This window comes from Marivirga arenosa, assembly GCF_030503895.2.
Lineage (GTDB): Bacteria > Bacteroidota > Bacteroidia > Cytophagales > Cyclobacteriaceae > Marivirga > Marivirga arenosa.
Genome location: NZ_CP129970.2, coordinates 1,426,247 through 1,446,582 on the forward strand (window position 1 = coordinate 1,426,247; position 20,336 = coordinate 1,446,582).

The 20,336-nt window shown below is 35.0% G+C and carries 24 protein-coding genes; 5 read left to right on the forward strand and 19 right to left on the reverse strand.

What is annotated here, in order from left to right; all coding sequences use genetic code 11:
- Positions 1 to 48: 48 nt before the first annotated feature.
- From QYS48_RS06195 to QYS48_RS06235, 9 genes are all read right to left on the reverse strand, one after another.
- Complete coding sequence (locus tag QYS48_RS06195) at positions 49 to 291, reverse strand: hypothetical protein (protein ID WP_302102998.1); 243 nt, start codon at positions 289 to 291, stop codon at positions 49 to 51.
- 13 nt (positions 292 to 304) lie between these two features.
- Positions 305 to 1,117 carry a hypothetical protein gene (locus QYS48_RS06200; RefSeq protein ID WP_308357976.1) on the reverse strand — a complete coding sequence of 271 codons (813 nt, stop codon included), beginning with the start codon at positions 1,115 to 1,117 and terminating at the stop codon, positions 305 to 307.
- 352 nt (positions 1,118 to 1,469) lie between these two features.
- Positions 1,470 to 2,639: a type II restriction endonuclease gene (locus QYS48_RS06205; RefSeq protein ID WP_308357977.1), complete on the reverse strand. Its 1,170-nt coding sequence runs from the start codon at positions 2,637 to 2,639 to the stop codon at positions 1,470 to 1,472.
- On the reverse strand, positions 2,596 to 3,828 hold the full coding sequence (gene dcm, locus QYS48_RS06210; protein WP_302102995.1) for a DNA (cytosine-5-)-methyltransferase: 1,233 nt from the start codon (positions 3,826 to 3,828) through the stop codon (positions 2,596 to 2,598). The genes QYS48_RS06205 and dcm overlap by 44 nt, the downstream gene beginning before the upstream one ends.
- 1 nt (position 3,829) lies before the next feature.
- Positions 3,830 to 4,243, reverse strand: coding sequence for a very short patch repair endonuclease (locus tag QYS48_RS06215; protein WP_302102994.1), 414 nt, complete (start codon positions 4,241 to 4,243; stop codon positions 3,830 to 3,832).
- A 335-nt stretch (positions 4,244 to 4,578) separates the two neighbouring features.
- Positions 4,579 to 4,896 (reverse strand): antibiotic biosynthesis monooxygenase, encoded by a 318-nt coding sequence (locus tag QYS48_RS06220; protein ID WP_308357978.1) that lies wholly within the window; start codon positions 4,894 to 4,896, stop codon positions 4,579 to 4,581.
- 20 nt (positions 4,897 to 4,916) lie between these two features.
- The gene (locus QYS48_RS06225; RefSeq protein WP_308357979.1) at positions 4,917 to 5,483 is read right to left on the reverse strand and encodes a class I SAM-dependent methyltransferase; all 567 of its coding nucleotides are present in this window, start codon (positions 5,481 to 5,483) and stop codon (positions 4,917 to 4,919) included.
- Positions 5,484 to 5,603: 120 nt separating this feature from the next.
- Positions 5,604 to 6,143, reverse strand: a complete 540-nt coding sequence (locus tag QYS48_RS06230) for a hypothetical protein (protein WP_308357980.1) — start codon at positions 6,141 to 6,143, stop codon at positions 5,604 to 5,606.
- 158 nt (positions 6,144 to 6,301) lie between these two features.
- Positions 6,302 to 6,472, reverse strand: coding sequence for a hypothetical protein (locus tag QYS48_RS06235; RefSeq protein WP_308357981.1), 171 nt, complete (start codon positions 6,470 to 6,472; stop codon positions 6,302 to 6,304).
- 180 nt (positions 6,473 to 6,652) lie between these two features.
- Here QYS48_RS06235 and QYS48_RS06240 point away from each other — a divergent pair, with 180 nt between their 5' ends.
- Positions 6,653 to 7,084, forward strand: coding sequence for a nuclear transport factor 2 family protein (locus QYS48_RS06240; protein WP_308357983.1), 432 nt, complete (start codon positions 6,653 to 6,655; stop codon positions 7,082 to 7,084).
- 127 nt (positions 7,085 to 7,211) lie between these two features.
- On the opposite strand, the gene QYS48_RS06245 is transcribed toward QYS48_RS06240, so the two are convergent.
- The 3 genes from QYS48_RS06245 to QYS48_RS06255 all read right to left on the reverse strand — a co-directional run bounded on the left by QYS48_RS06245 (position 7,212) and on the right by QYS48_RS06255 (position 10,813).
- Positions 7,212 to 7,940, reverse strand: coding sequence for a zinc-dependent peptidase (locus tag QYS48_RS06245; RefSeq protein WP_308357984.1), 729 nt, complete (start codon positions 7,938 to 7,940; stop codon positions 7,212 to 7,214).
- Positions 7,941 to 8,030: 90 nt separating this feature from the next.
- A complete protein-coding gene (locus QYS48_RS06250) occupies positions 8,031 to 9,818 on the reverse strand; it encodes a glycoside hydrolase family 15 protein (RefSeq protein WP_308357985.1) in 1,788 nt (595 codons plus the stop codon).
- A 68-nt stretch (positions 9,819 to 9,886) separates the two neighbouring features.
- Positions 9,887 to 10,813 (reverse strand): M20/M25/M40 family metallo-hydrolase, encoded by a 927-nt coding sequence (locus tag QYS48_RS06255; protein WP_308357986.1) that lies wholly within the window; start codon positions 10,811 to 10,813, stop codon positions 9,887 to 9,889.
- A gap of 118 nt (positions 10,814 to 10,931) precedes the next feature.
- On the opposite strand from QYS48_RS06255, the gene QYS48_RS06260 reads away from it, so the two are divergent.
- From QYS48_RS06260 to QYS48_RS06270, 3 genes are read left to right on the forward strand one after another with little or no spacing between them, the layout of a single operon-like run.
- A complete protein-coding gene (locus QYS48_RS06260; RefSeq protein WP_308357987.1) occupies positions 10,932 to 11,936 on the forward strand; it encodes a hypothetical protein in 1,005 nt (334 codons plus the stop codon).
- Positions 11,937 to 11,979: 43 nt separating this feature from the next.
- Positions 11,980 to 12,681, forward strand: a complete 702-nt coding sequence (locus QYS48_RS06265) for an SIMPL domain-containing protein (protein ID WP_308357988.1) — start codon at positions 11,980 to 11,982, stop codon at positions 12,679 to 12,681.
- A gap of 48 nt (positions 12,682 to 12,729) precedes the next feature.
- Entirely contained in the window at positions 12,730 to 13,191 is a 462-nt protein-coding gene (locus tag QYS48_RS06270) for a MaoC family dehydratase (RefSeq protein ID WP_302128258.1), read from the forward strand.
- 34 nt (positions 13,192 to 13,225) lie between these two features.
- On the opposite strand, the gene QYS48_RS06275 is transcribed toward QYS48_RS06270, so the two are convergent.
- Positions 13,226 to 13,360, reverse strand: a complete 135-nt coding sequence (locus tag QYS48_RS06275) for a hypothetical protein (protein ID WP_302102982.1) — start codon at positions 13,358 to 13,360, stop codon at positions 13,226 to 13,228.
- 359 nt (positions 13,361 to 13,719) lie between these two features.
- Here QYS48_RS06275 and QYS48_RS06280 point away from each other — a divergent pair, with 359 nt between their 5' ends.
- Entirely contained in the window at positions 13,720 to 14,712 is a 993-nt protein-coding gene (locus QYS48_RS06280) for a M28 family peptidase (RefSeq protein ID WP_308357989.1), read from the forward strand.
- 3 nt (positions 14,713 to 14,715) lie between these two features.
- Here the strand turns inward: QYS48_RS06280 and QYS48_RS06285 are convergent, their stop codons facing one another.
- From QYS48_RS06285 to ccsA (QYS48_RS06310), 6 genes are all read right to left on the reverse strand, one after another.
- Complete coding sequence (locus QYS48_RS06285; protein ID WP_308357990.1) at positions 14,716 to 15,558, reverse strand: geranylgeranylglycerol-phosphate geranylgeranyltransferase; 843 nt, start codon at positions 15,556 to 15,558, stop codon at positions 14,716 to 14,718.
- 89 nt (positions 15,559 to 15,647) lie between these two features.
- Positions 15,648 to 16,433, reverse strand: coding sequence for a DUF2520 domain-containing protein (locus tag QYS48_RS06290; protein ID WP_308357991.1), 786 nt, complete (start codon positions 16,431 to 16,433; stop codon positions 15,648 to 15,650).
- On the reverse strand, positions 16,430 to 18,961 hold the full coding sequence (gene ccsA / locus QYS48_RS06295; protein WP_308357992.1) for a cytochrome c biogenesis protein CcsA: 2,532 nt from the start codon (positions 18,959 to 18,961) through the stop codon (positions 16,430 to 16,432). Before ccsA (QYS48_RS06295) ends, QYS48_RS06290 begins: the two co-directional genes overlap by 4 nt.
- 15 nt (positions 18,962 to 18,976) lie before the next feature.
- On the reverse strand, positions 18,977 to 19,378 hold the full coding sequence (locus QYS48_RS06300) for a cytochrome c maturation protein CcmE (protein WP_302128262.1): 402 nt from the start codon (positions 19,376 to 19,378) through the stop codon (positions 18,977 to 18,979).
- Between the two features lie 50 nt (positions 19,379 to 19,428).
- A complete protein-coding gene (locus tag QYS48_RS06305; RefSeq protein ID WP_302102978.1) occupies positions 19,429 to 19,683 on the reverse strand; it encodes a CcmD family protein in 255 nt (84 codons plus the stop codon).
- Positions 19,670 to 20,335 carry a cytochrome c biogenesis protein CcsA gene (gene ccsA / locus QYS48_RS06310; RefSeq protein ID WP_308357993.1) on the reverse strand — a complete coding sequence of 222 codons (666 nt, stop codon included), beginning with the start codon at positions 20,333 to 20,335 and terminating at the stop codon, positions 19,670 to 19,672. The genes QYS48_RS06305 and ccsA (QYS48_RS06310) overlap by 14 nt, the downstream gene beginning before the upstream one ends.
- Position 20,336 lies beyond the last annotated feature (1 nt).

The window sequence follows — 20,336 nt, forward strand, 5'->3', positions numbered from 1 at the left end:
TCTGGCTTAACAAAGTTTATTAATTGTAATATGTTAACCTTATATAGTTTAATCCGAATTGGCTATAGCTACGGTTGGTGGAAGTAATAATTCTTTTCTTAATTCTGTATTAAGATTTTCCTTTGTCAACCCAACATCATTTAATAAATCCCACATCTCGCCTTTTTCTAATAATGTTAATAACTTTTCTTTTCCATACAAACGAAACGTCCTTTCACATATCAATGCACCTATCATATACGGAATTGAAGTTTCTCCGGCAAAGAATCTTTCAAAAGGTTCTAAGTGCAAGCTTAAGTCAATTTCAGGGTTTTTTGTAAGGTATGTTTTTAAGTTTTTTTTTATGCCACGTATAGCTGTACTTTCGACTGCCACCAAAATATGTAGCCATCCCTTCATTGAACAGTTGAGCTCTAGAATAATAAAAAGCAATAATATAAAGATGCATGATTTCATGAGTATAGAACTCCGAACTATTTGCTGAAAAAACTATATTCTGGCGAGCAGATAGACCTCCACCACCTTCTCTATACATAATTGGATTATAGTCGAAGCCTTTGATTTGAAATAGTTCTTTAAGGTTTGTACAAGAATAGTAGGTAATCGGTAAGGGCTCGGTGTTAAAAAAGTCACTTATTTTTTCGATATCTTTTATTTGCTTTTCAGCTTCTTGTTCATTGAACTCCTTATTCGGAGAGATAACATAACTTAGACTCCCTTTCTCAATTTTCTTCCAGTCCTTTGTAAAATATTGAGTTGAATTAGAAAGAACAACGCCTGAGTCCGATTTCGTTGCTAAAATATTGTAAATATACTTTAATGTATTTTCTTCTGTAACAGTATTATGACCTATATATGCCACTTTAATAAGTTTCTTGTTCTCCTTATCCGTGTCCACGATGTGTAACAAAGTAGGCTGATAAAAATTTGAAATACTATCTTTATCTTCAATTCTGTAAATGTCCTGATATGGAAACCAATAGGTATCAAAGTCATCTGATGACCAATATGTATTTTCATAGTTGGATTTATTTTTTGTTGACAAGAATCCGCGGAGGGTTTTAATAATTTCCTGATTTATCTGAGCTTCTTGATCTACAGTGGGTGAGATAGTCAAATTAAAAGTTGATGAACATTCTTTTTTTTCTGCCGAATTACAGCAACATCATATTAAAAGTAAAATTAGACAGGAAAATCTAGTCATATTGCTTGATTAATTTACTATGAACGGCTATGTTTTATAAATACGCTTGCACTTTCCAATATCACTAAAGTATCAAATTGTGCTGAAAATTTAAAGTAGCTCAATAGTGCATTCACTATAAATTTTGTTAGATTTTCTTGCTTTTCGTTCTGGGTTTGTTCCTTTCATATTCCACAGCGCACCGGACAGCCATACTCTTTGATAAGTTTTGGGTTTGAGTGTTAGTTTTGCGGGACTTAGCAATGTGTATTGTTGAAAGAGTTGGTTAAGTCTGAGTTGCATATACAACCTCTATAAATCCTTCAAGTGTTAGTATATTCGCACGATGTTCAGTAGGAAAGCTGCTTAAATATGCTCGCGGAACGACTAATTGCACGCCATAGTTATTCATCTCTTCAAGTTGATTTTTCGAAATCCCTTGCTGCAAAGTAAATAGATGCTTTGTTTTGATACGGTCTGCTTCATTAAGAATCTGTCTCCACCTGTCTTTACAGGTTGTTTTTGAAGCAAGAAGAACAAGCTTATTTTCGTCAAATTTTGGGTCATTATATGACTCTATATTCGGGAACATAAAGTCCGGCTTCTTATTGTTTTCTGTAGTTACCTGAGTTTGAAAAATCAATTCCGAAATTCGAAAGATCTCTTCTAAATGATGCTCTAGCGACTTTCCTGCACGACTCTTCCTTCTGTTTAGGATAGTGTTAGCAGATTTAACTAGTTCTTCCACAGACTGAAAAGGAGTACGGATTAGTTCTGAGTACCGATCATTTTCGATTGTTTTGAAAAGGGAATATTCTGCTTCCAGCCAATTTAGTAATTCCTTATCAGGATTTGATTTGATCTGATTAGAAGTAATGTTATATGAGCTAATAAAACAAGTTCTCGCATTATTTGCTAGATCAATTGTTGGTGGAAAATCAACTTGTAAAGATTTTACATAAGCTAAGAAACATTGTAGTAACCTATCTTCGGAAGTTTGTTCGACTTGCTTTGGTATTATTCCATTCGTCTCGGTTGATGAAATATTGAGTGCAGCAAAAAAGTCTTCTATATCTTCATCACTACTTAAAACATATCCCTCAAAGAAATCTGCTGATTTTTTGACAAGTACGAGAAGATCACCAACATTATCGTCAGTCAAGTAAGGAAATCCACGGCCAAACCTCGTTAACCTGTACTCATTTCTTGTTCCTACACCATAATAAATGAAACGACTGGAGGTTTCGAAGTCATCTTGCCAACGAATAGTAACATAATGATCCTTGTTAGACCCTTTTTCTCCCGGTGAATTAAAGAATAGCGGCCAAGAGTTCTTATGCATATGGAAGCCCGCTTGATGTCCGCCAGTTGCACCTGTGTCGTTAGGTTTTATAAATTTACTGAATGATACTTCAGACTGCTGCGCTGATTGTATTGCCTTTTCTAATATGCTCATCTAATCTGGCTAGTTCATTAACAATTTTTTCTCCAACGGCCTGCATTAAAGGTCTTACCACTGAGTTACCAAATTGCTTATAAGCCTGAGTATCTGAAACTGGGATTTCAAAATTATCAGGAAAACCCTGCAATCTGGCACATTCTCTAGGAGTTAGTCTTCTTGGATTTTTTCCTTCTTGAGGGATCAAAATTTCCGATCCATCTTTGTAATAGCGTGCGCTTAAAGTCCTTGATATTCCATCCATATCAACAAGTCCAAAACCAAAGCCATTGCCTTTAGCTTTATGTTTAGCTGAATAAGCTTGTAGATAATTCCACAGTTTGTCTGATAAAGTATATTTAGGATCTGGGTTTGGGTCTAAAATGTCTTCTATAGCATGTGTTTGATCTGGCATTTCAGGAAAATCAAACTGTTCATTTGCATTGTACCGATCCATATCAAAACCGACAATTACAATTCTCTCACGATGTTGTGGCACAAAATGTTTCCCGTCTAAAACTTGGAAGTGAATATTATATCGCAATTTTTTCAAAGTTTTTTGGATCACTTTAAAGGTGTTGCCCTTATCATGTGATACGAGGTTTTTTACATTTTCAAGCAGGAAAGATTTCGGTCGTTTTTCCTTCAGTATTCTTTTAATATCAAAGAATAGAGTTCCCTGAGTTTCATCTTTAAACCCATGCGCTTTACCTAAGCTATTTTTCTTCGACACCCCTGCTATTGAAAATGGCTGACATGGAAAACCCGCAATTAAAATGTCATGCTCAGGAATTTCTTTCTCACCTATTTTAGTAATATCTCCAAAAGGAACTTCTCCGAAGTTGCAGTGATATGTCTTTTGAGCATATTGATTCCATTCAGAGGTAAAAACGCATTTTCCCCCCAAATTGTGAAATGCCATTCTGAAACCACCAATGCCCGCAAAAAGGTCAATGAATTTGAATGTTCCATTCTCATGTGGGGGGAATGGAATATCCCACTCAAAAGGAAGATATCCTTGAAAATAAGGTTCATTTACTATTGAAGGATCTAGAGACTGCCCATACTCTATGGCAGATTTTCGAAAATAATGGGAAACTCCGTTTTGGTAACTCTGAAAGTAGTGGGTAAGATGAGCAAGCTCCGTTTGATCAGGTTTCTTAACCTCAATCTTTAATTTCTCTTTTACTTCAGAGTATTTAATCATTCTATAGCTCCTTCAATTGTTGTTCAATAATTAACAAACAAAGATCGATATTTTTCTTGATATCTCCAGTCCAAAACCTAAGAACCTTCCAGCCATTTTGTCTTAGATGACAATTAACTTTTTTATCTCTTTCAATATTCCCTTCAATCTTTGTCCACCAAAAGTTACGGTTTGTATTAATCCTATATTTTTCTGTAGCCCAGTCCTTACCATGGAAGTATTCGCTATCAACAAAAATGGCCACTTTATACTTTTTTAGACTAAAATCAGGTTTGCCGAAAATATGTTTTGAGTTACGCCTGAATCGGTAACCTTTTGCCCACAATTCCTTGGCAAGTTTCACCTCCATTTTGGTGTTCTTACTTTTTATGGCCTTCATGTTTTTAGTTCGCTGTTCAGGAGTTAGTACGTCCATATTCAAATTTACGAACTGTATATAGCCGGGGCAAGCTTTAGGCTCTTTTGGTTTTAGCGTTGGATAAAACCAAATGTCCTGTATGTGCGGTCGGATTTTTCAGCATGGAATACAACAATTGTATAAAGTAATTACTGTTACAGTATCCCTCATATATTCCAGATAAAAAACCTTTGTTAGCTTATATACACTATATTTTTTTCAACCAAGCGTCATGAGAGATGAACTCTTAGGTTTTGGTTGTAGCGGTACCTCTAAGATAAGAGATTATAATTAGAATTCATCCCTTAGCGTATAGGTTTTATCGAAAGCCATTCAATTGAAATGAGCATATTCTATTTGTAAAAGCCGTAATCTCTTTCAACTTTTGAAATCCTGGTTTTATAATGTTTATACCATTCCATACGGCCTTTATTTTGGGCTATCAGATGCTCAGAATTTTGTTTCCATTTTTTAATTGATTCTAAGTCTGTCCAATACGATACGGTTATACCGAGTTCTTCTCTAGCACTTTCTACCCCTAAAAAGCCATCTTGTTTCTCCGCTAAATGCATCATTCGCTGGGTCATTTCAGCATAGCCATGATCTACCTTAGTTCTTACAGAGCTAAAAATCACAGCATAATAAGGTGGTTTCGGTGTATTGGCTATCATAAGGCCTGTTTTTAGTTTTATTATATCTTTAATACCATCATTCTGTAATCGGTTGCAAACTGCTGTCCACTTTCGCTGTCTTCAAAAAGGTATGGAAAGGCTTTATCCACTAATAAAATGGGATTAACTTCTGTATCGATGGTCTCTTTGAAGGTTTTCACTTTATCCTCAGCATCTTGCATACAGCAAATAAGTATTCCACCTTTTTTTATATTCGCTACAATTTTTTTGAGAAAACCAATTTCCTTTTCCCTGTCTTCTTTAGCAAAATGAAACATACTATCTAAAAGGATAATATCGAATTCATTAAACCCATCAAAAGAATAAATATCTCCAACTTGTCCTTCCAACTTCAGCTTTTCTGCTCTGCTAATTTCGAGCATTTGATCAATACCCACTTTAGAGCTGTCGATTCCTTTCACAACATAGCCCAAGCGTGCCAAAGCAATGGCATCTCTTCCTTGGCCACATCCTAAATCCAATACTTTCCCTTTTTCTGGATGGTCTTGCATAAACTGAATAAGTTCAGGATAAGGTTCTCCGAAGTAATTTTCAGTCTGATAGTATTGGTCGTAGGCTACATTCATTTGGATTTACAATTTAAATGAAAGTATAATATAAGCGTATTTTATGATTTTTGAAAGATAGCTTTTCTGTAAAATCCTGACCTTTGCAAGTCTAGCTAGTTACGAATAAAACAATAGGTTTTATAGCTTTATAGTAATATAGTATTCTAAAATTCTGAAGACCACAAAGAGTCCGAAAGCGATAAGAAATTTTAGAAAAAACTTACTTTTTGTTTGTTGAATTTTTTTCGAACTCAACAGGCTTTTGAAAGCCTCAATCATTTTTTCTTTATTCATCCAAAAAATGATCACGATCAATACTTGATACAATATAGCAGCTTTTAAGGCGCCCACATGAACGCCATAAAAAATGTCTTGAAGGATTACATTCATTAAAATGGTGCTGGTAAACAAGCCGCCAATTAAGCGAGTCGGTTTGATCAGAATTAAAATACCACCCAGCAGTTCAAAAAATCCTAGGGTGATGGCAAAGGATTTCGAATATCCGTAAAAAGCCCACATTAATTCCATTCCTGTCATTTCTGCGACTGTTTTATCCAATTCTGCCGCTCCATTAAATTGAATTAATTTCCCTCCACCGTAAAGGAACATGGCTAAAACGACAATCCAGCTTATGGCATTTTCAAATATTTCAATTTTGTCTTTTTTACTCAAGTTCATGATAAATCAATTTATGACCTATCGTGAAGATGCATATAGGAGAATAAAGTTACTCCCAACTAAAAAATATTCAGAACTAAGCTATTTATCTGTGCCATTAAGTAGGCCATCAAAAAAAGAAAGACCCTTAAAACGTAAGCATCCGCTCTTTTCCTTTGCTATAAAGTAGCCAATCGACTTTGCTGGTAGAATTTACTTAAAAGCTGTTCTACTTCCTTGGCTTGCGTTTCTTCACCCAGGCTTTTCAAAGCTGCTAGTTTTCCTTTTAAAGATTTGGCTCTGTTGCTGCGACCTTCCAAGCAGGTATTAAATTGTGCTAAGGCTAGCATAAGCACGGGATGCCTATAAGTATTTCAAGTGTTTAGTAATAAAGTCCTGATCTTTATTGGACAGCTAAATAGTTTAGCATGCTATAGTTTCACATACCCTTACTTAAAATTGTTTAATACTGCACCCTCTTTTTTAGACTTATTCATTTTTCGCTATCTTATGACAGAAAAACGAAAACTATGCGATACATTTTCTTAATCAGCACACTATTTTTTCTAAACTCTACACTCTATGCTCAAGAAGCAGAAAAGGAAATTCTAAATAAATTACTTCACGACTTTCTCAGTGATGTGAACAATCCTCAAATGCATGACCGCTTTTGGTCTGAAGATTTGGTATACACCAGTTCAGCTGGCAAGCGCTTTGGAAAATCTACCATCATGGATGGCTTTAAGAATGCTGATCAGGCCAGCAGCAAGGAGCAACAAACTTCCTACTCTGCAGAGGAGGTTCAAATAAGAATAATGGAGGATGTAGCTGTAGTAGCCTTTAAACTTATTGCTAAATCTGATGGAGAAGAAACAGGGAGTTATTTCAATTCTGGTGTTTTTCAAAAGAAAGAGGGCATCTGGAAAGTTATTAATTGGCAGGCAACAATAGCGGAAGAATAATTGACAATAGCTTGATAGTGAACGAACTACACAGTGCCCTGACTTACATTAATTTCAAAAGGGAATTAGAAGAGCTATCCCCCTGTGCGGATTATAAGGGCGAAAACGTATTTGGCATTTCAATAGCTTAAATATTCATTAGCAACTTAAGGGGGTCTTGCCTTAAGAGTAGGCAGGTTTTATGATAAAGTTTGGGACTGTAGTTTTTCAAGGCTTTAGGCCTTTCAAAGAAATTCTCCAGCAGCACCGCAAAAAACTCATAGTGATCCACTCCACCCACCTCTCTAAAAAATGTGGGTTCCCCAGTATTGATTTTCATCATTTCATATTGCGCCAAATTGGAGTATTCATCCCAAAGGGCCTGATCAATAAAGCCAAATTCAGTATTATGAATTCTATTCTCCAGATGTATAGCATGTGCCAGTTCGTGTATGCCTAAATTAATACCATCCGTTTCATTGGCGATACCCGAAACCAAATTCTTCCACGAAAGCACGATAATCCCAAACCTTGGGTTTACTTCTCCTTTATGGTATTGATTATTAATAGTAGAATAATAACTATCCGGATAAATCAGGATTCTCTTAAAATGAGAAAGATAAATACGTGGCAAGCCGAAAGTAATTTGAACACTTAAAGCGGCCACCACTACTTTCATCTCTTCGGTTACTTCTTTCATCCCTCTTGGAACAAAGCTTTTGGCCGCAATAAACTGACTCACACGCCACATAAACTCCCGCTGATGCTTGTGCTTCAATTTCCTGAAATAAGGAGAATACTTTTTCAGTTTACGCACTTGATCTTGATTCAGACGACTGAAACTATAAAGGCCAAAATAATTTAAGGTTAGCCTCACAACATCCCTTATAGTTTTAAATAAAAGCCCGAATATTAATCCTATTAATGTTAACAGGATTAAATATGCTATGATATCAAAAAACAAAACTTAAGGCAGAAAATCAGGTTTGTCCAACTTATTATTTATTCTGTAGGCAGCATTTACAAGGCCAACATGGCTATAGGCTTGCGGGAAGTTTCCCCACATAGAACCATCCGTTGATTTAACATCTTCACTCAACAAACCAACATGATTAGAATAGCCAATAATTTCTTCAAAGGCTTCCATTGCTTCTTCCGTTCTTCCTACACAAGCCAAGGCTTCCGCATACCAAAAAGCACAAATCAAGAAAGTAGTCTCTGGTTCGCCAAAATCATCAGCATGTTTGTATCGATAAAAGAGGCCTTTACCCACTCTTAAATCTTCCTCTAATGCTTTTAAATGATCTTTCGCTTTCTGACTTCCATGAGGAATATAATTCATCATGATCAGCTGTAAGGTACTGGCATCCATTCTTTCTACTCCCTCAGCTTGGGCATAGGCTTTTCGGCTAGGGGCATAACATTTCTCTAAATGAGCGGCTGCTTGTTTCAGTAATTTCTCTGCTTTTTTTCCTAAATCAGGATCTCCAATTTCATGAGCAATTTTAACAGCTGCGTGGCTTCCTGCCCATTGGAAAAGGTGAGTATAAGCGTGCTTCTGCTTCAGATTTCTAAATTCCCATAAACCAGCATCCGCCTCATCTATGGTGTATTCAATCTTATCCAAAATGGTTTTTAATAGATAGGCTGATTGCGATTTCTCCATATTGGCAAAACGCTTATCGGTATAAAGCGGAAGAATCGCCAATAAAATCTGACCATACACATCATTCTGGATATGAGTGTAGGCATCATTCCCCACTCTCACCGGTTGGTTGCCCATATAACCTGGTAAGTCCAGTTCTTTTTCCACTATAGTGCCTTCGCCCACTAAATTATAAAGTGGCTGCACTCTTTCCTTACCCCGCATCGGAATATTGGTGAGGTAAAGGAAGTAGTTCTCCATCTCCTCAAAGTGACCAATGTTATTAAAAGCCGTAAGCGTATAATAGGTGTCGCGCATCCAGCAATAACGATAATCCCAGTTCCGCGTGCTCCCTGGTGATTCTGGTAAGGACATGGTTGGCGAAGCAATAATACCCCCTGTATCTTCATACTGGTGAATTTTAAGGGCTAAAGAAGACCGGATCACTTCTTCCTGATAATGCTGACCAATACTGGTTGACTTTACCCAGTTTTGCCAGTAGGCAACGGTTTTGCTAATGAAGTTTTCAGCTGTTTCATTTAATTCTGCTTCCAAAGGAGCCCCGTAGGTCATGACCATATAGCGCGTTTTGGTCAAAACAAATGGGCTGCTATCCATCACCATATTAATCGGAATATTGGTGGTAAGCCTTAAAGTTTCTGGCAAACCAAAGTAGCGAATATGGCTACTCCCTCTTTCTCTTTTCAATTTCTTTTGTCCGTAGTCTCCTACTGGGTCACATACTACTCTTAATTGCGGCAAACCATTGAGCGGTTCAATTTTCCTAATGAGCATCTGCGGGCGATAGTAGCGATCAAACTGTCTGAAGCGAGGAGCACAGTCCGTGATTTTATAGGCATATTCATCCGTTTCAACTATGGTTTCTAACACATTTGTATTCGGAATATACGATTGGGTAATCTTATACTTTTCAGAAGTAGGCTTGATAGAAAACTCTCCTCCTTTTTCACCTCCAATTAGGCTCCCAAAAATGAAGGAACTATCAAAGCGAGGCATACACATCCATTTAATGTCTGTATCTTTACCAATTAACGCCAGATAGGCGCAGTTTCCAATCATTCCGAGGTCGTAGCTGTGTCTTTCCTGCATATTATATATTCTTAAAGAGCTATTTTAATTCATGTATTTAAAATCAATAGGGATTTGTACTTAATTGTTTATTTGCCATAAACAATATCACCCAAATTGGCATCAAAATTTTCTATTGCATCCTTTATTAATCGTATCGCTTCCAAATAAAAATCTGGGTTAACCTTATCTGGAGTATCGGTAATTTTATGATAATCAGCATGGTCATCTACCCCAAAATAAACAAAAGGAATTTTTGCATTGTGAAAAGGTGCATGATCCGAAGAGTTTACCCAATTTGGCTTTTTCTTAGGTTCATCTCTACCAAATAGAAGTTTAATGCTTTTGTCTTCAGCTGCATCTTTGAGCATAGGTTTTAAATAGGGAGTGAAATAAGTGCCTACTGCATAAATTTCATTTTTATCGCCACGGCTTACCATATCTAAATTCACATTCATCTTAATTCTGTTGGTATCTACCACTACTGACTGCATAAAATATTTTGCTCCCTGAAGACCTTTTTCCTCAGCGTCAAAAAATGCAAAAAGTATATTATTATCTGGTTGATTTGCTCTAAAGTGTTCGGCTAAAGCCAATAAAGCTACTGTTCCGCTGGCATTATCATCTGCCCCATTGAATATTTTTGTGCTGTCTTCCATCCCAACATGATCGTAATGTGCCGAAACTACTATATAATTCTTTCCAGTAAAGCCTTCAATAAAGCCTAAAATATTTTCCCCTGGAATGGAGTCTTTCCCAAAAATAAAGGACTGAATATAGTCAGGAACATAGGCGGAAACACCTAACTTTTGTAATCTATTTACAATATATTTTCTTGCAATAGCATTTCCAGCTGTATTCGTTTCTCTTCCCTCTAATGAATCAGAAGCGAGAAAAAATAGATCATTCATAACTTTTGAAGAGTCAGGAAATACCTTTACAGAATCCTTCTGGCTATAGCCCTGATAGGCCATCAAGATTAATAAAATTAAAAAACAATATTTAATTGATTTCATCAAAGCTTTATCATTTAATAGAATTAGCATTTTTAGCTAAAGAATAAATTTATAGATAATGGCGTTAAGATTCAGCCGATTAGTCAAAAATCTTTAATTTTCGTCCGAAATTAATTCTATGAGAAACTGTATATTTTCACTTTTATTCCTTTTTATGTGTTTTAGAGGCATTTCACAAGATGATTTTCCTTTTTTAACAAAAACGGATCAGCTCCCAAAAGACCTATTAAGTAAAAGAGCAGTCGTTTTTATGAATATCAATTCATTAAACTGGGAAAAAGAAGCTCAAATTATACATAATAATTTTGTTGAAATTGGCGTAGATGCAGTTGCCTATTATTCATTATCCGATATCATGTCAGGAGAAGATGCTACTAAAGCTTTTTACTCAGATATTACAGATAGAAGCATAGAAAATATGCTAATTGTCCATCAGATGGATAGCGGTTTTGTCTTGTACGCTACCAAAATTCCAGAAGAAGGCGGCTTCTTTCAAAATGGAATGAAAGCATTTTACCTACAGGATAAAACCTTAAAAGAATTAGGATCACAGTTGCGTACTTTAGTGAATAAGTCAGGACTTGAAAGAGAAAACTTTTTAATAATAGATGTTCCTGAAACTTTTAAGAAGACACGCGTAATTAAATCCCGAAGAGTTGAAAATTTCAATCCTGATATCCGAATAGATAAATTAGCAGTACCAAAATTCACCGAAAGTATAATGCTGGACATGGATGTAGACCAAGCAAATATGGCATTAGATTCAATCATGGAAAATTATTATCCGTTCGAATATGGATTAGTTGAACCTGGAATGACTGCAGAGGAAATGATTTCTCAGGGTTATTTAATGGTACTAAAAAAACTACAGAATAATGGAGAAAGCCTGAGAAGAATGCTAGGCTATGATTTATCAGAGGAAGAAACCATACTGATATCCATTAGAAAAGGACCCAATGAAGAAGTCATGAAATACCGAATCGATCAGCAGGTTCATAAATATTATGTTCAACAACTTTATACCAAAGATATTTATTTGGGTGAAGAATGGGATGCAGGACAAAGCTGGCAAGAGGCTTTATTTAATCATATTGAAAATTTAAAAGCCAAATTAAAGCGTTAAGGCATGGGATTTGATAAAACCATTTCAAACAAATTTTAAGGATATGAAAAAGATCAGTATATTAATTCTCGCTTTAATTATAGCGTTTTCCACTTATGCTCAGGATTCAAATAATGCTTTAAGAACTATAAAAGTAACAGGAATTGCGGAAGATGAAATCAAGCCTGACATCCTCTATTTCAGCATTTCGCTTAAAGAATATAAATTAAATTCAGGCAGTAAATTTCTGATCAGTGGCTTGGAAGATCAATTAATTAAAGCAGTAGAAAATGCTGGAATTGATCAGGAAAACTTGAAAGTTGAAAATGTATATGGATATAATTACGAATGGAAAGAAAAAAATAATAAAGACTTCCTAGCTAAAAAACAGTTTCAGCTTAAGCTTACTGATGTTGATAAACTCAATCAGATATTATCTGAAATTGATCCTAAAGGAATTGAGTACGCTAGAATAACGCAATATACTCACTCTAATATCAATGAACTGAATCAAAACCTTCAAGTAGAAGCCGTTAAAAATGCAAAGGCTAAGGCTGAAGTATTATTAGAGCCCTTAGGAGAAAAGTTAGGAAAAGTAATTGAAATGAGTGAAAATCAAAGAGACTTTCAACCAATCTATTATAAGTCTGTTTCAAATAACAGAATGCTTGCGGCTTCAAGCGAAAATTCATCTATAATTTCTGATTTAGATTTTAAAAACATAAAATTAAAAGCTGAAGTACATATTGTGTTTTCTATTCAATAATTTATAAATAAGCTTATATATTGCGGCTAATTAAAATTAACGACTATCATGCAACCTATTCAAATCAGCAGTTTCAAAGAATTTAAGGCCTATGAAGGAAAAGAACTAGGGGTTTCTGATTGGCATACGATTGATCAAGAACAAGTAAATAAATTTGCAGATGCTACTATTGATCACCAATGGATTCATATTGATGAAGAGAGAGCCGCAAAAAGTCAATTTGGTGGAACAATTGCGCATGGTTACTTAACATTATCTTTAGCTCCATATTTATGGGAGCAGATTGCTAATGTTACTAACTTGAAAATGATGATAAATTACGGTATTGAGAAGTTGAAGTTCAATCAAGCCGTTAAGGTAGGCTCAGCCGTTAGACTAAAAGCTAAACTTAATTCTATCGTAGACTTAAGAGGGGTGAGTAAAGCCCAGATTGATATCGTTATGGAGATAAAAGATGAGAAAAAGCCAGCATATAGCGCTTCGTTAATCTTTTTATATCATTTCAATTAATCCTTTTAGAATTAATGGCAGAAATTATCGTTGATTAAACAGTAGCTTCTATTTTGCTATCTTTTTCTACTTCTTGAGTAGCGTAAGTAGGACAGGTTCTTTGCGCACAAGCTGAAGCGAATAAGATTAATCCTGAAATTGCTGCGAATAATTTAATTGACTTTTTCATTTTTGGTTCCTGTTTTTAAGTTATGTTTCAAATTTAGGTTGATAATAATTTATAAAAAAGGCGCTTTGTTAAATAAGTTACTTCTGATGTAATAATAGTTCCTAGTGAAAGCATAATCGATAAACTAATATATTTTATCAATAAACACCCTAAATAGATAGATTAAATAAATAATAAGATGCTATTTCGCTGTAAGTTTAAAAATTTTACTGTAGCTACATGAATAAAGTTTACATTTGTGTCTAAAATAATACATCAAATAAGGTGTTTCATTAACGAATCAAATAGGTGAAGACGTATATTTTTAATTTATATAAGTAGAAACTGCCAATAACTGTATTTTTGAATTAATAGTAAACATGAAAAAATTATTCCCATATCTGTTTTTGTCATTTTTTATCATTGCTTGTGGCTCTGATAAAGAAAATAAGCAAAAAGAAAACCTTACTACTAAGAGAAAAGACCTTCAAGTTCCAAGCTTTAATCAATCTAGAGCCTATCAATATGTAGCAGATCAAGTGGCATTCGGCCCAAGAGTACCCAACACAAAACCTCATAGGCTAACAAAAGAATATATTATTAATCAATTAGACAGTGCTGGCGCTAAAGTGCAAACTCAAGATTTTGAAGCGGAAACGTATGATGGTGAGATATGGAATTTAAGTAATATTATCGCTTCTGTGGATCCTGCTAAGAAAAAAAGAATACTTTTAGCTGCACATTGGGATAGTCGTAAAATAGCTGACAAGGATACAGAAAGAAAAAATGAACCAATAGATGGGGCGAATGATGGCGCTAGTGGTGTTGGCGTAATTTTGGAAATAGCTAAAACCATTCAGGAAGCAAAAAATAAACCAGAAATTGGAATAGATATTATTTTATTTGATGGAGAAGATAATGGTGAGCCATACGGTATGGCAAGTAATGATCCATCCAAAACATGGTGGTGTTTAGGTTCTCAACATTGGAGTAAGAATAAGCATGTACCAGGTTATTCTGCCTATTATGGGATTTTATTAGATATGGTGGGAGCTAAAGATGCTCAGTTTCATAAAGAGGGATATTCAATGAAATATGCTCCTTCTATAGTTGATAAGGTTTGGGATACTTCAGCAGAAATTGGCTATGGAAGATTCTTTGTTAATAATAGAGTAGGGCCTATTACAGATGATCATTATTTTGTGAACGAGTTTGGAAAAATTCCTATGATTGATATTATTGCGCATGATCCCAATTCAAATCAGTTTTTTCCATCGTACCATCACACCCATGACGATAATATGGAGATAATATCAAAAGAAACTTTAAAGGCTGTAGGCCAAACTTTATTACAAGTGATTTACGAAGAATAGTTTCTAAAAAAATAACATGCTCAATATTCCACTTAGCATAATAACCTTACAGAAATTGCTAAGGAAGTGGTAATGTTTTACGGTATCGGCTAATCTTAATTTATGAACAAAGAAGATTACGAATAAGGTTAAGCCAGAGAAGTAAAAATATAAAATGTCGTTTTCCAGAAACTCGGTCATGTAGAATATCAAGAAATAGAAAGCGGCTATTAAAACATAAACCAGCAGCTTCGTTTTTCTTAATCCCCAGATAATAGGTAAGGTTTTGCAGCCATAATTAGCATCTCCCTGCCAATCTTCCATGTCTTTAATGATTTCACGGATAAGACTTATTGCAAAAGCAAAAAGTGCATAAGTATGAACCAAAATAGGTTTCTGACCAAAGTAAATCGTAATGATTGATATGGAAAGCCCAGTTAATAATGCTACTATGAAGTTACCTATAAAGGGTAATCTTTTAAGCTGATTGGAATATAACCACAAGAAAAAAGCAGCAATAAAATGAATCCCTGCTATTTTAGGATCTAAAAAACCACCCATAATGATAGCTGCGAAATTTAAAAAGGTATGCCAAAATAAAACGACCCTTCTTTTAATTACTTTGCCAACAATAACTTTATCGGGTTTATTGATGTAATCAATTTTTACATCATAATAATCATTGATGATGTAGCCAGCGGCTGCTAAAAATACAGTACTCAAGCTCAGTAGGAATAACTCTAGGTTAAATATAGAAATTCCTTCTAGTAAGAATAATGCAGTTAAATACTGTGTCAGGACTATGATGATCAAATTCTGGACACGAATAAGCCTTACAAAACCAGGGAAAGAAAAGTTTTTAGGCAATTGTGGTGTCATTTGATAGTCTTGGTTATTCCAGCTATAAATTTGATGAATCGCAAGGGATTGTCCTAATAAGAAAGCTTATATTTCTCTTAGTGTTGGTCTAAAATATGCTGACTGATCATTCTATATATCGCCTGCACATTTTCATTATTATTAAGCATTTCCATATGCTTATCTAAAGTTTCCAAATCCCCTCTTTTGGCCGGGCCTGTTTGAACAGTAGACGGAGAATGATTCAATGCCTTTTCGATGGTTTCCATTATCAGAGGAGTGAGTAACTTGAAATCAAGTTGAGCATTGTTCATGATCTCCTCTGAAATACTCATCATATGATTCGTAAAGTTACAAGCAAATACTGCCGCCAAATGTAATTGTTTCCTTTGGGCAGTTGAAACTAGCTGTACATCCTTACTTAAGGATTTGGCTAGGTTCTGCAATATCCTTAAAGCTTCTTTATTTTCACTTTCTAATAAGAATGGTATTCGTTCAAATGAAACCTGCCGGCTTTTTGAAAAGGTTTGTAGGGGGTAAAAAACCCCTGTTGCTGAAGCGCTCGAATATTCTAAAGCACTTAATGGCTTACTGCCTGAAGTATGAACCAGCAAGCTTTGATCTGGAAAAATGATCTCTTTGGCTACATTTTCAATTTCATCATCTGGAATAGCCAGTATAAAGATTTGAGAAGGACTTTCAGAGAAATCAAGATTCTCTTTGACTACCGCATCATATAAATTTCCTACTAGTTTTTTAGCGCTTTTTCCACTTGGGCTATATACTTCTTTCACAAAGTGCCCTACATTTTCCAATGCAGGAGCAAGGTTCCAGGCTACATTACCTGCACCAATAAAACTAATATGATAAGCAACATTTCTCACTCAAGTCCTTTACGTTTCATTTTATAGAATTCTGAGTATCTTCTAAAAATCGCCATACCAAAACCAAATGTTAGGACTAATGTACCAATCCACAATAAGTTTATCAATGGCTTTTCGATTGCTTTTAATATAATATAATCTTTCTGAGTAGTTTGAATCGATAATGTGAATGTATTTGATTCAGGTTGAATACTTTCAATATTTAACTTAACACCAATCTCTCTATTCTCATCAGGAATTTTACCTGCCATATTATCTCTAATTAAGTAATATGGATTTAAGATATAATCTTGGCCATCGCCATAAACTTTTACGGTAGCTTTAACAGCCAAATCATTCCCTTTCAGTTTTTCGCCATCGATTTCATCCACTCGTTTAACATCCTCTAAAACAGTTACGAAATCATTTAAGAAGAATTTCTCACCAAAAGTAACTTCCATTGTTTTAGCTTCAGACCATTCAATTTCTTGAGTTGGGTCTGGCACTGATGAAACGTGTGTATACAAATCTTTGCTGAATTTTCTTCTGATGTCTGGAGATGAAATTAAACCGCCCATATCTGCATTAATTTGCGCCCTTGGAAATAATGAGAATTTCTCTCCATCTGCATGCAGATAATCTACTTTATAGTAATGGTTGGCACCATAAACTTTCAAAGTATCTCCAGTATTTAAAGTTTCGCCATCCCTTTGAATTTTTCTTTTGATGACTTTTGAATTTTCATCATCAGTATCATTCAAATATGAAGCTTTTACGTAACCCCCGTCATAAGTTTCGAAGAAACGACCTTTGTAAGTAAGGGTATATTCACCCATCGTTTGCGGATCATTAATAAACAACGGAATGTTTTCCTGATTGAAATTATCTTCCACCTCTTCCGAATTGGTTAACAATAAACCTGTTTCATTCAAAGAAATAGTTCTAGAGTAAGCTGATGAAAATAAAATACCTAATAACATCAATCCTAATCCCATATGAGCAATAGCACCCCCTGATAGCTTATAATTGCTTTTAACAATTTTGAAGAAGATTTTGGCATTCGCCACTATGGTATAAATAGAAGCAACCACCATAATAATATACGCTATATTAGTCATTCCACCAGTCACAATGATTATGGCTGAAATCAATAAAGTGACCAAAATTGGCATTAGTAAAGAATCTTTTACTTCTGATTTCTTCATCTTTTGCCACCAGAAAAACTGGCCTGTACCTGATAGAATAGCCAATCCAATAGCAAACCACATCTGCCATTTAGTATAAAACTCAACTTGATCAGCTGGAGGCGCTAAGTTTGAAATACCTCCAAAAGATTGAATTAAGGAATTATAAACCGGAATTGATGTTGGCAGTAAAATTTGGAAACCCATCAAACATAATAATGTTGCTCCCATAAATATCCAAAATTCTCGAGAGTAGGTTGATACTTCCTTTTCAGTAGATGGAATATGTTTCCAGCGAACGGCCGCTAAAACTATTGATATAATTAAAAAGCTAAGTAAATAAATTAGCAATTGTCCGGATAGTCCTAGATCAGTAAATGAATGAACAGATGATTCTCCTAATACCCCACTTCTTACCATGAAAGTAGCATATAGTACCATCAAGAAAACAGAGAGTACTAAAATAATAGAGGCCTTTAAGGCTGTTTCACTCTTTTTATAGGTTATCATGGTATGTATACTTGCCACTAAAACCAACCATGGAACTAAAGAAGCATTCTCAACTGGATCCCAATTCCAGAAACCTTCAAAGTTTAAAGTTTCATAGGCCCAGTAACCTCCCATTAAAATACCAACGCCTAATATGGCTGCTGAAAAAAGTGCCCATGGTAAAGCAGGACGAACCCAACCTTTAAAGTCTTTTTTCCACAAACCTCCAATTGCATAAGCGAATGGGATTAAAGTAGTAGCATACCCTAAAAATAATACAGGAGGGTGAATCACCATCCAGTAATTTTGTAATAAAGGATTTAAACCTGTTCCATCTTCTGGAACATAATCTGGATTTACATTAAATATTGGAGCATCCATCGCATCCCTTAATAAGATAAATGGAGAACTACCGATTTTGAAATCCCCTATCACCACTCCTAAGATCATGGAGGATAAAAATGCTTGGACCACTGCAAAACTCAACATTACAGATGGAGCCCATTTTTTATTGGTAAGTAGAATAACAAACCCTAATAGAACATTCCAAAATAACCATAACAAAAAGCTCCCTTCTTGCCCTTCCCAAAACGAGGAGATTATATATTCGACTGGAAGTGCCCTTGAGGAATGACTCCATGCATAGAAGTATTCATAATAATGATTAGAGATAATCGTAAATAAGCTGATTACTATTCCAAACACGGCCGCCCCATGTATCAGATAAGTTATCTGACCATTTTTCATCCATCCTTTTTGCACTTCAGGAATGGGGCTTTTTTCTGCCTTATAGAAATTAAAGATTGAAATTAATGCTGCAACAAAGCTTATAATAACAAAAAGGTGACCCATGTCACCTATTGTAGTATGTATCATATTTTTGGAATCAAATTATATAACCGTTTCTTCTTGATATTTAGATGGGCACTTCATCAATATTTTGTCTGCCACGAACATTCCTTGCTGAAAACCACCAATAACCACTACTTGTTCTGATCTTTTAAAGTCGGCAGGCATAGGTTCATTATAGAAAACTTCCTGCTCCATTCCATTTTCATCAACCATTAAAAAAGTAAAGGATAATTTATCATCAGATGGGTGTAATCCAACAATCTCTCCTGCTGTGTTTTTCTTTAATTGACCCACCACATGAATTTTATTATCATTACCTTCTACGGCCATGTCATGAGCATCTTTAAAAGTAACGTAAGAACTTGCGTCTCCTGCAGTAGATACAATCATCATGATTGCTGCAGCTATTACGATTATGCCAAAAATGTAAGACTTCTTCATATTTAATATTAATTCTCAGAATTGAACAAAGGTAATATCTAAAAAATTCTCTATTCTTTCTCTTTTAAAGATTTTTCTAATTTTTTAATTTTTCTTTCAGTAGATACCGTGTAAATAACAAAACCAGCAAATATGGTAAGCATGATGGCTACTAAAACATATATTTTACCTTCTGACCTCATAGTATCAGCCATCTCAATTTTATTATTTGCATAATCTTCCTCCACAATTTCTGTTTTTTGAGCGTTTAAATTCAAGCTCACTATCAAAAGAGCAAAGGCTATTATATATTTAATCTTCTTCATCTATCTTAGATTTTAAAAATGTCAATCTTATTCTAAGTTCTGTTAGCCAAACACCAAGTAATGTCCATCCAATTACAGCAGGATAGAATACCATTCTAAGTCTACCATCTAATTCATAAGCATTAAAGCCAGGGTTTCCTCCATTTCCTGGGTGCAAAGAATCTGTTAATCGAGGAAGTATGAATAATAATGGGATTAAGGTCGCATAAGCGAAGATATTATATACTGCTCCAATTTTAGCTTTTTGTTGTGGGTCGGTAATTGAATTTCGTAATAGGATGTAAGCGAAATAAATTAATACCCCAATAGCTGAAGCATTTTGTTTCGGATCACCACTCCATGGAGCACCCCAAGTGTAATTAGCCCAGATCATACCTGTTGCTAGGCCTAGTACGGCAAAAAGTATGGACGTATTTACTAATTCAATAGCGTAGGTATCAAACTTTTGATTACCCGTTCTTAAATATCGAACAGAAAAAACTACTGATGCCGTTAACATAATCACCATACCAAACCACATCGGAACATGGAAATGCATGGCTCTGATTGTTTCATTAAGTATTGCTAAGCGTGGAGCTTCCATTAATAAGCCTGCAATTATCGTATACAGTACTAATAAAACTCCAATTATTTTCCACCAACGTTTTTTCATT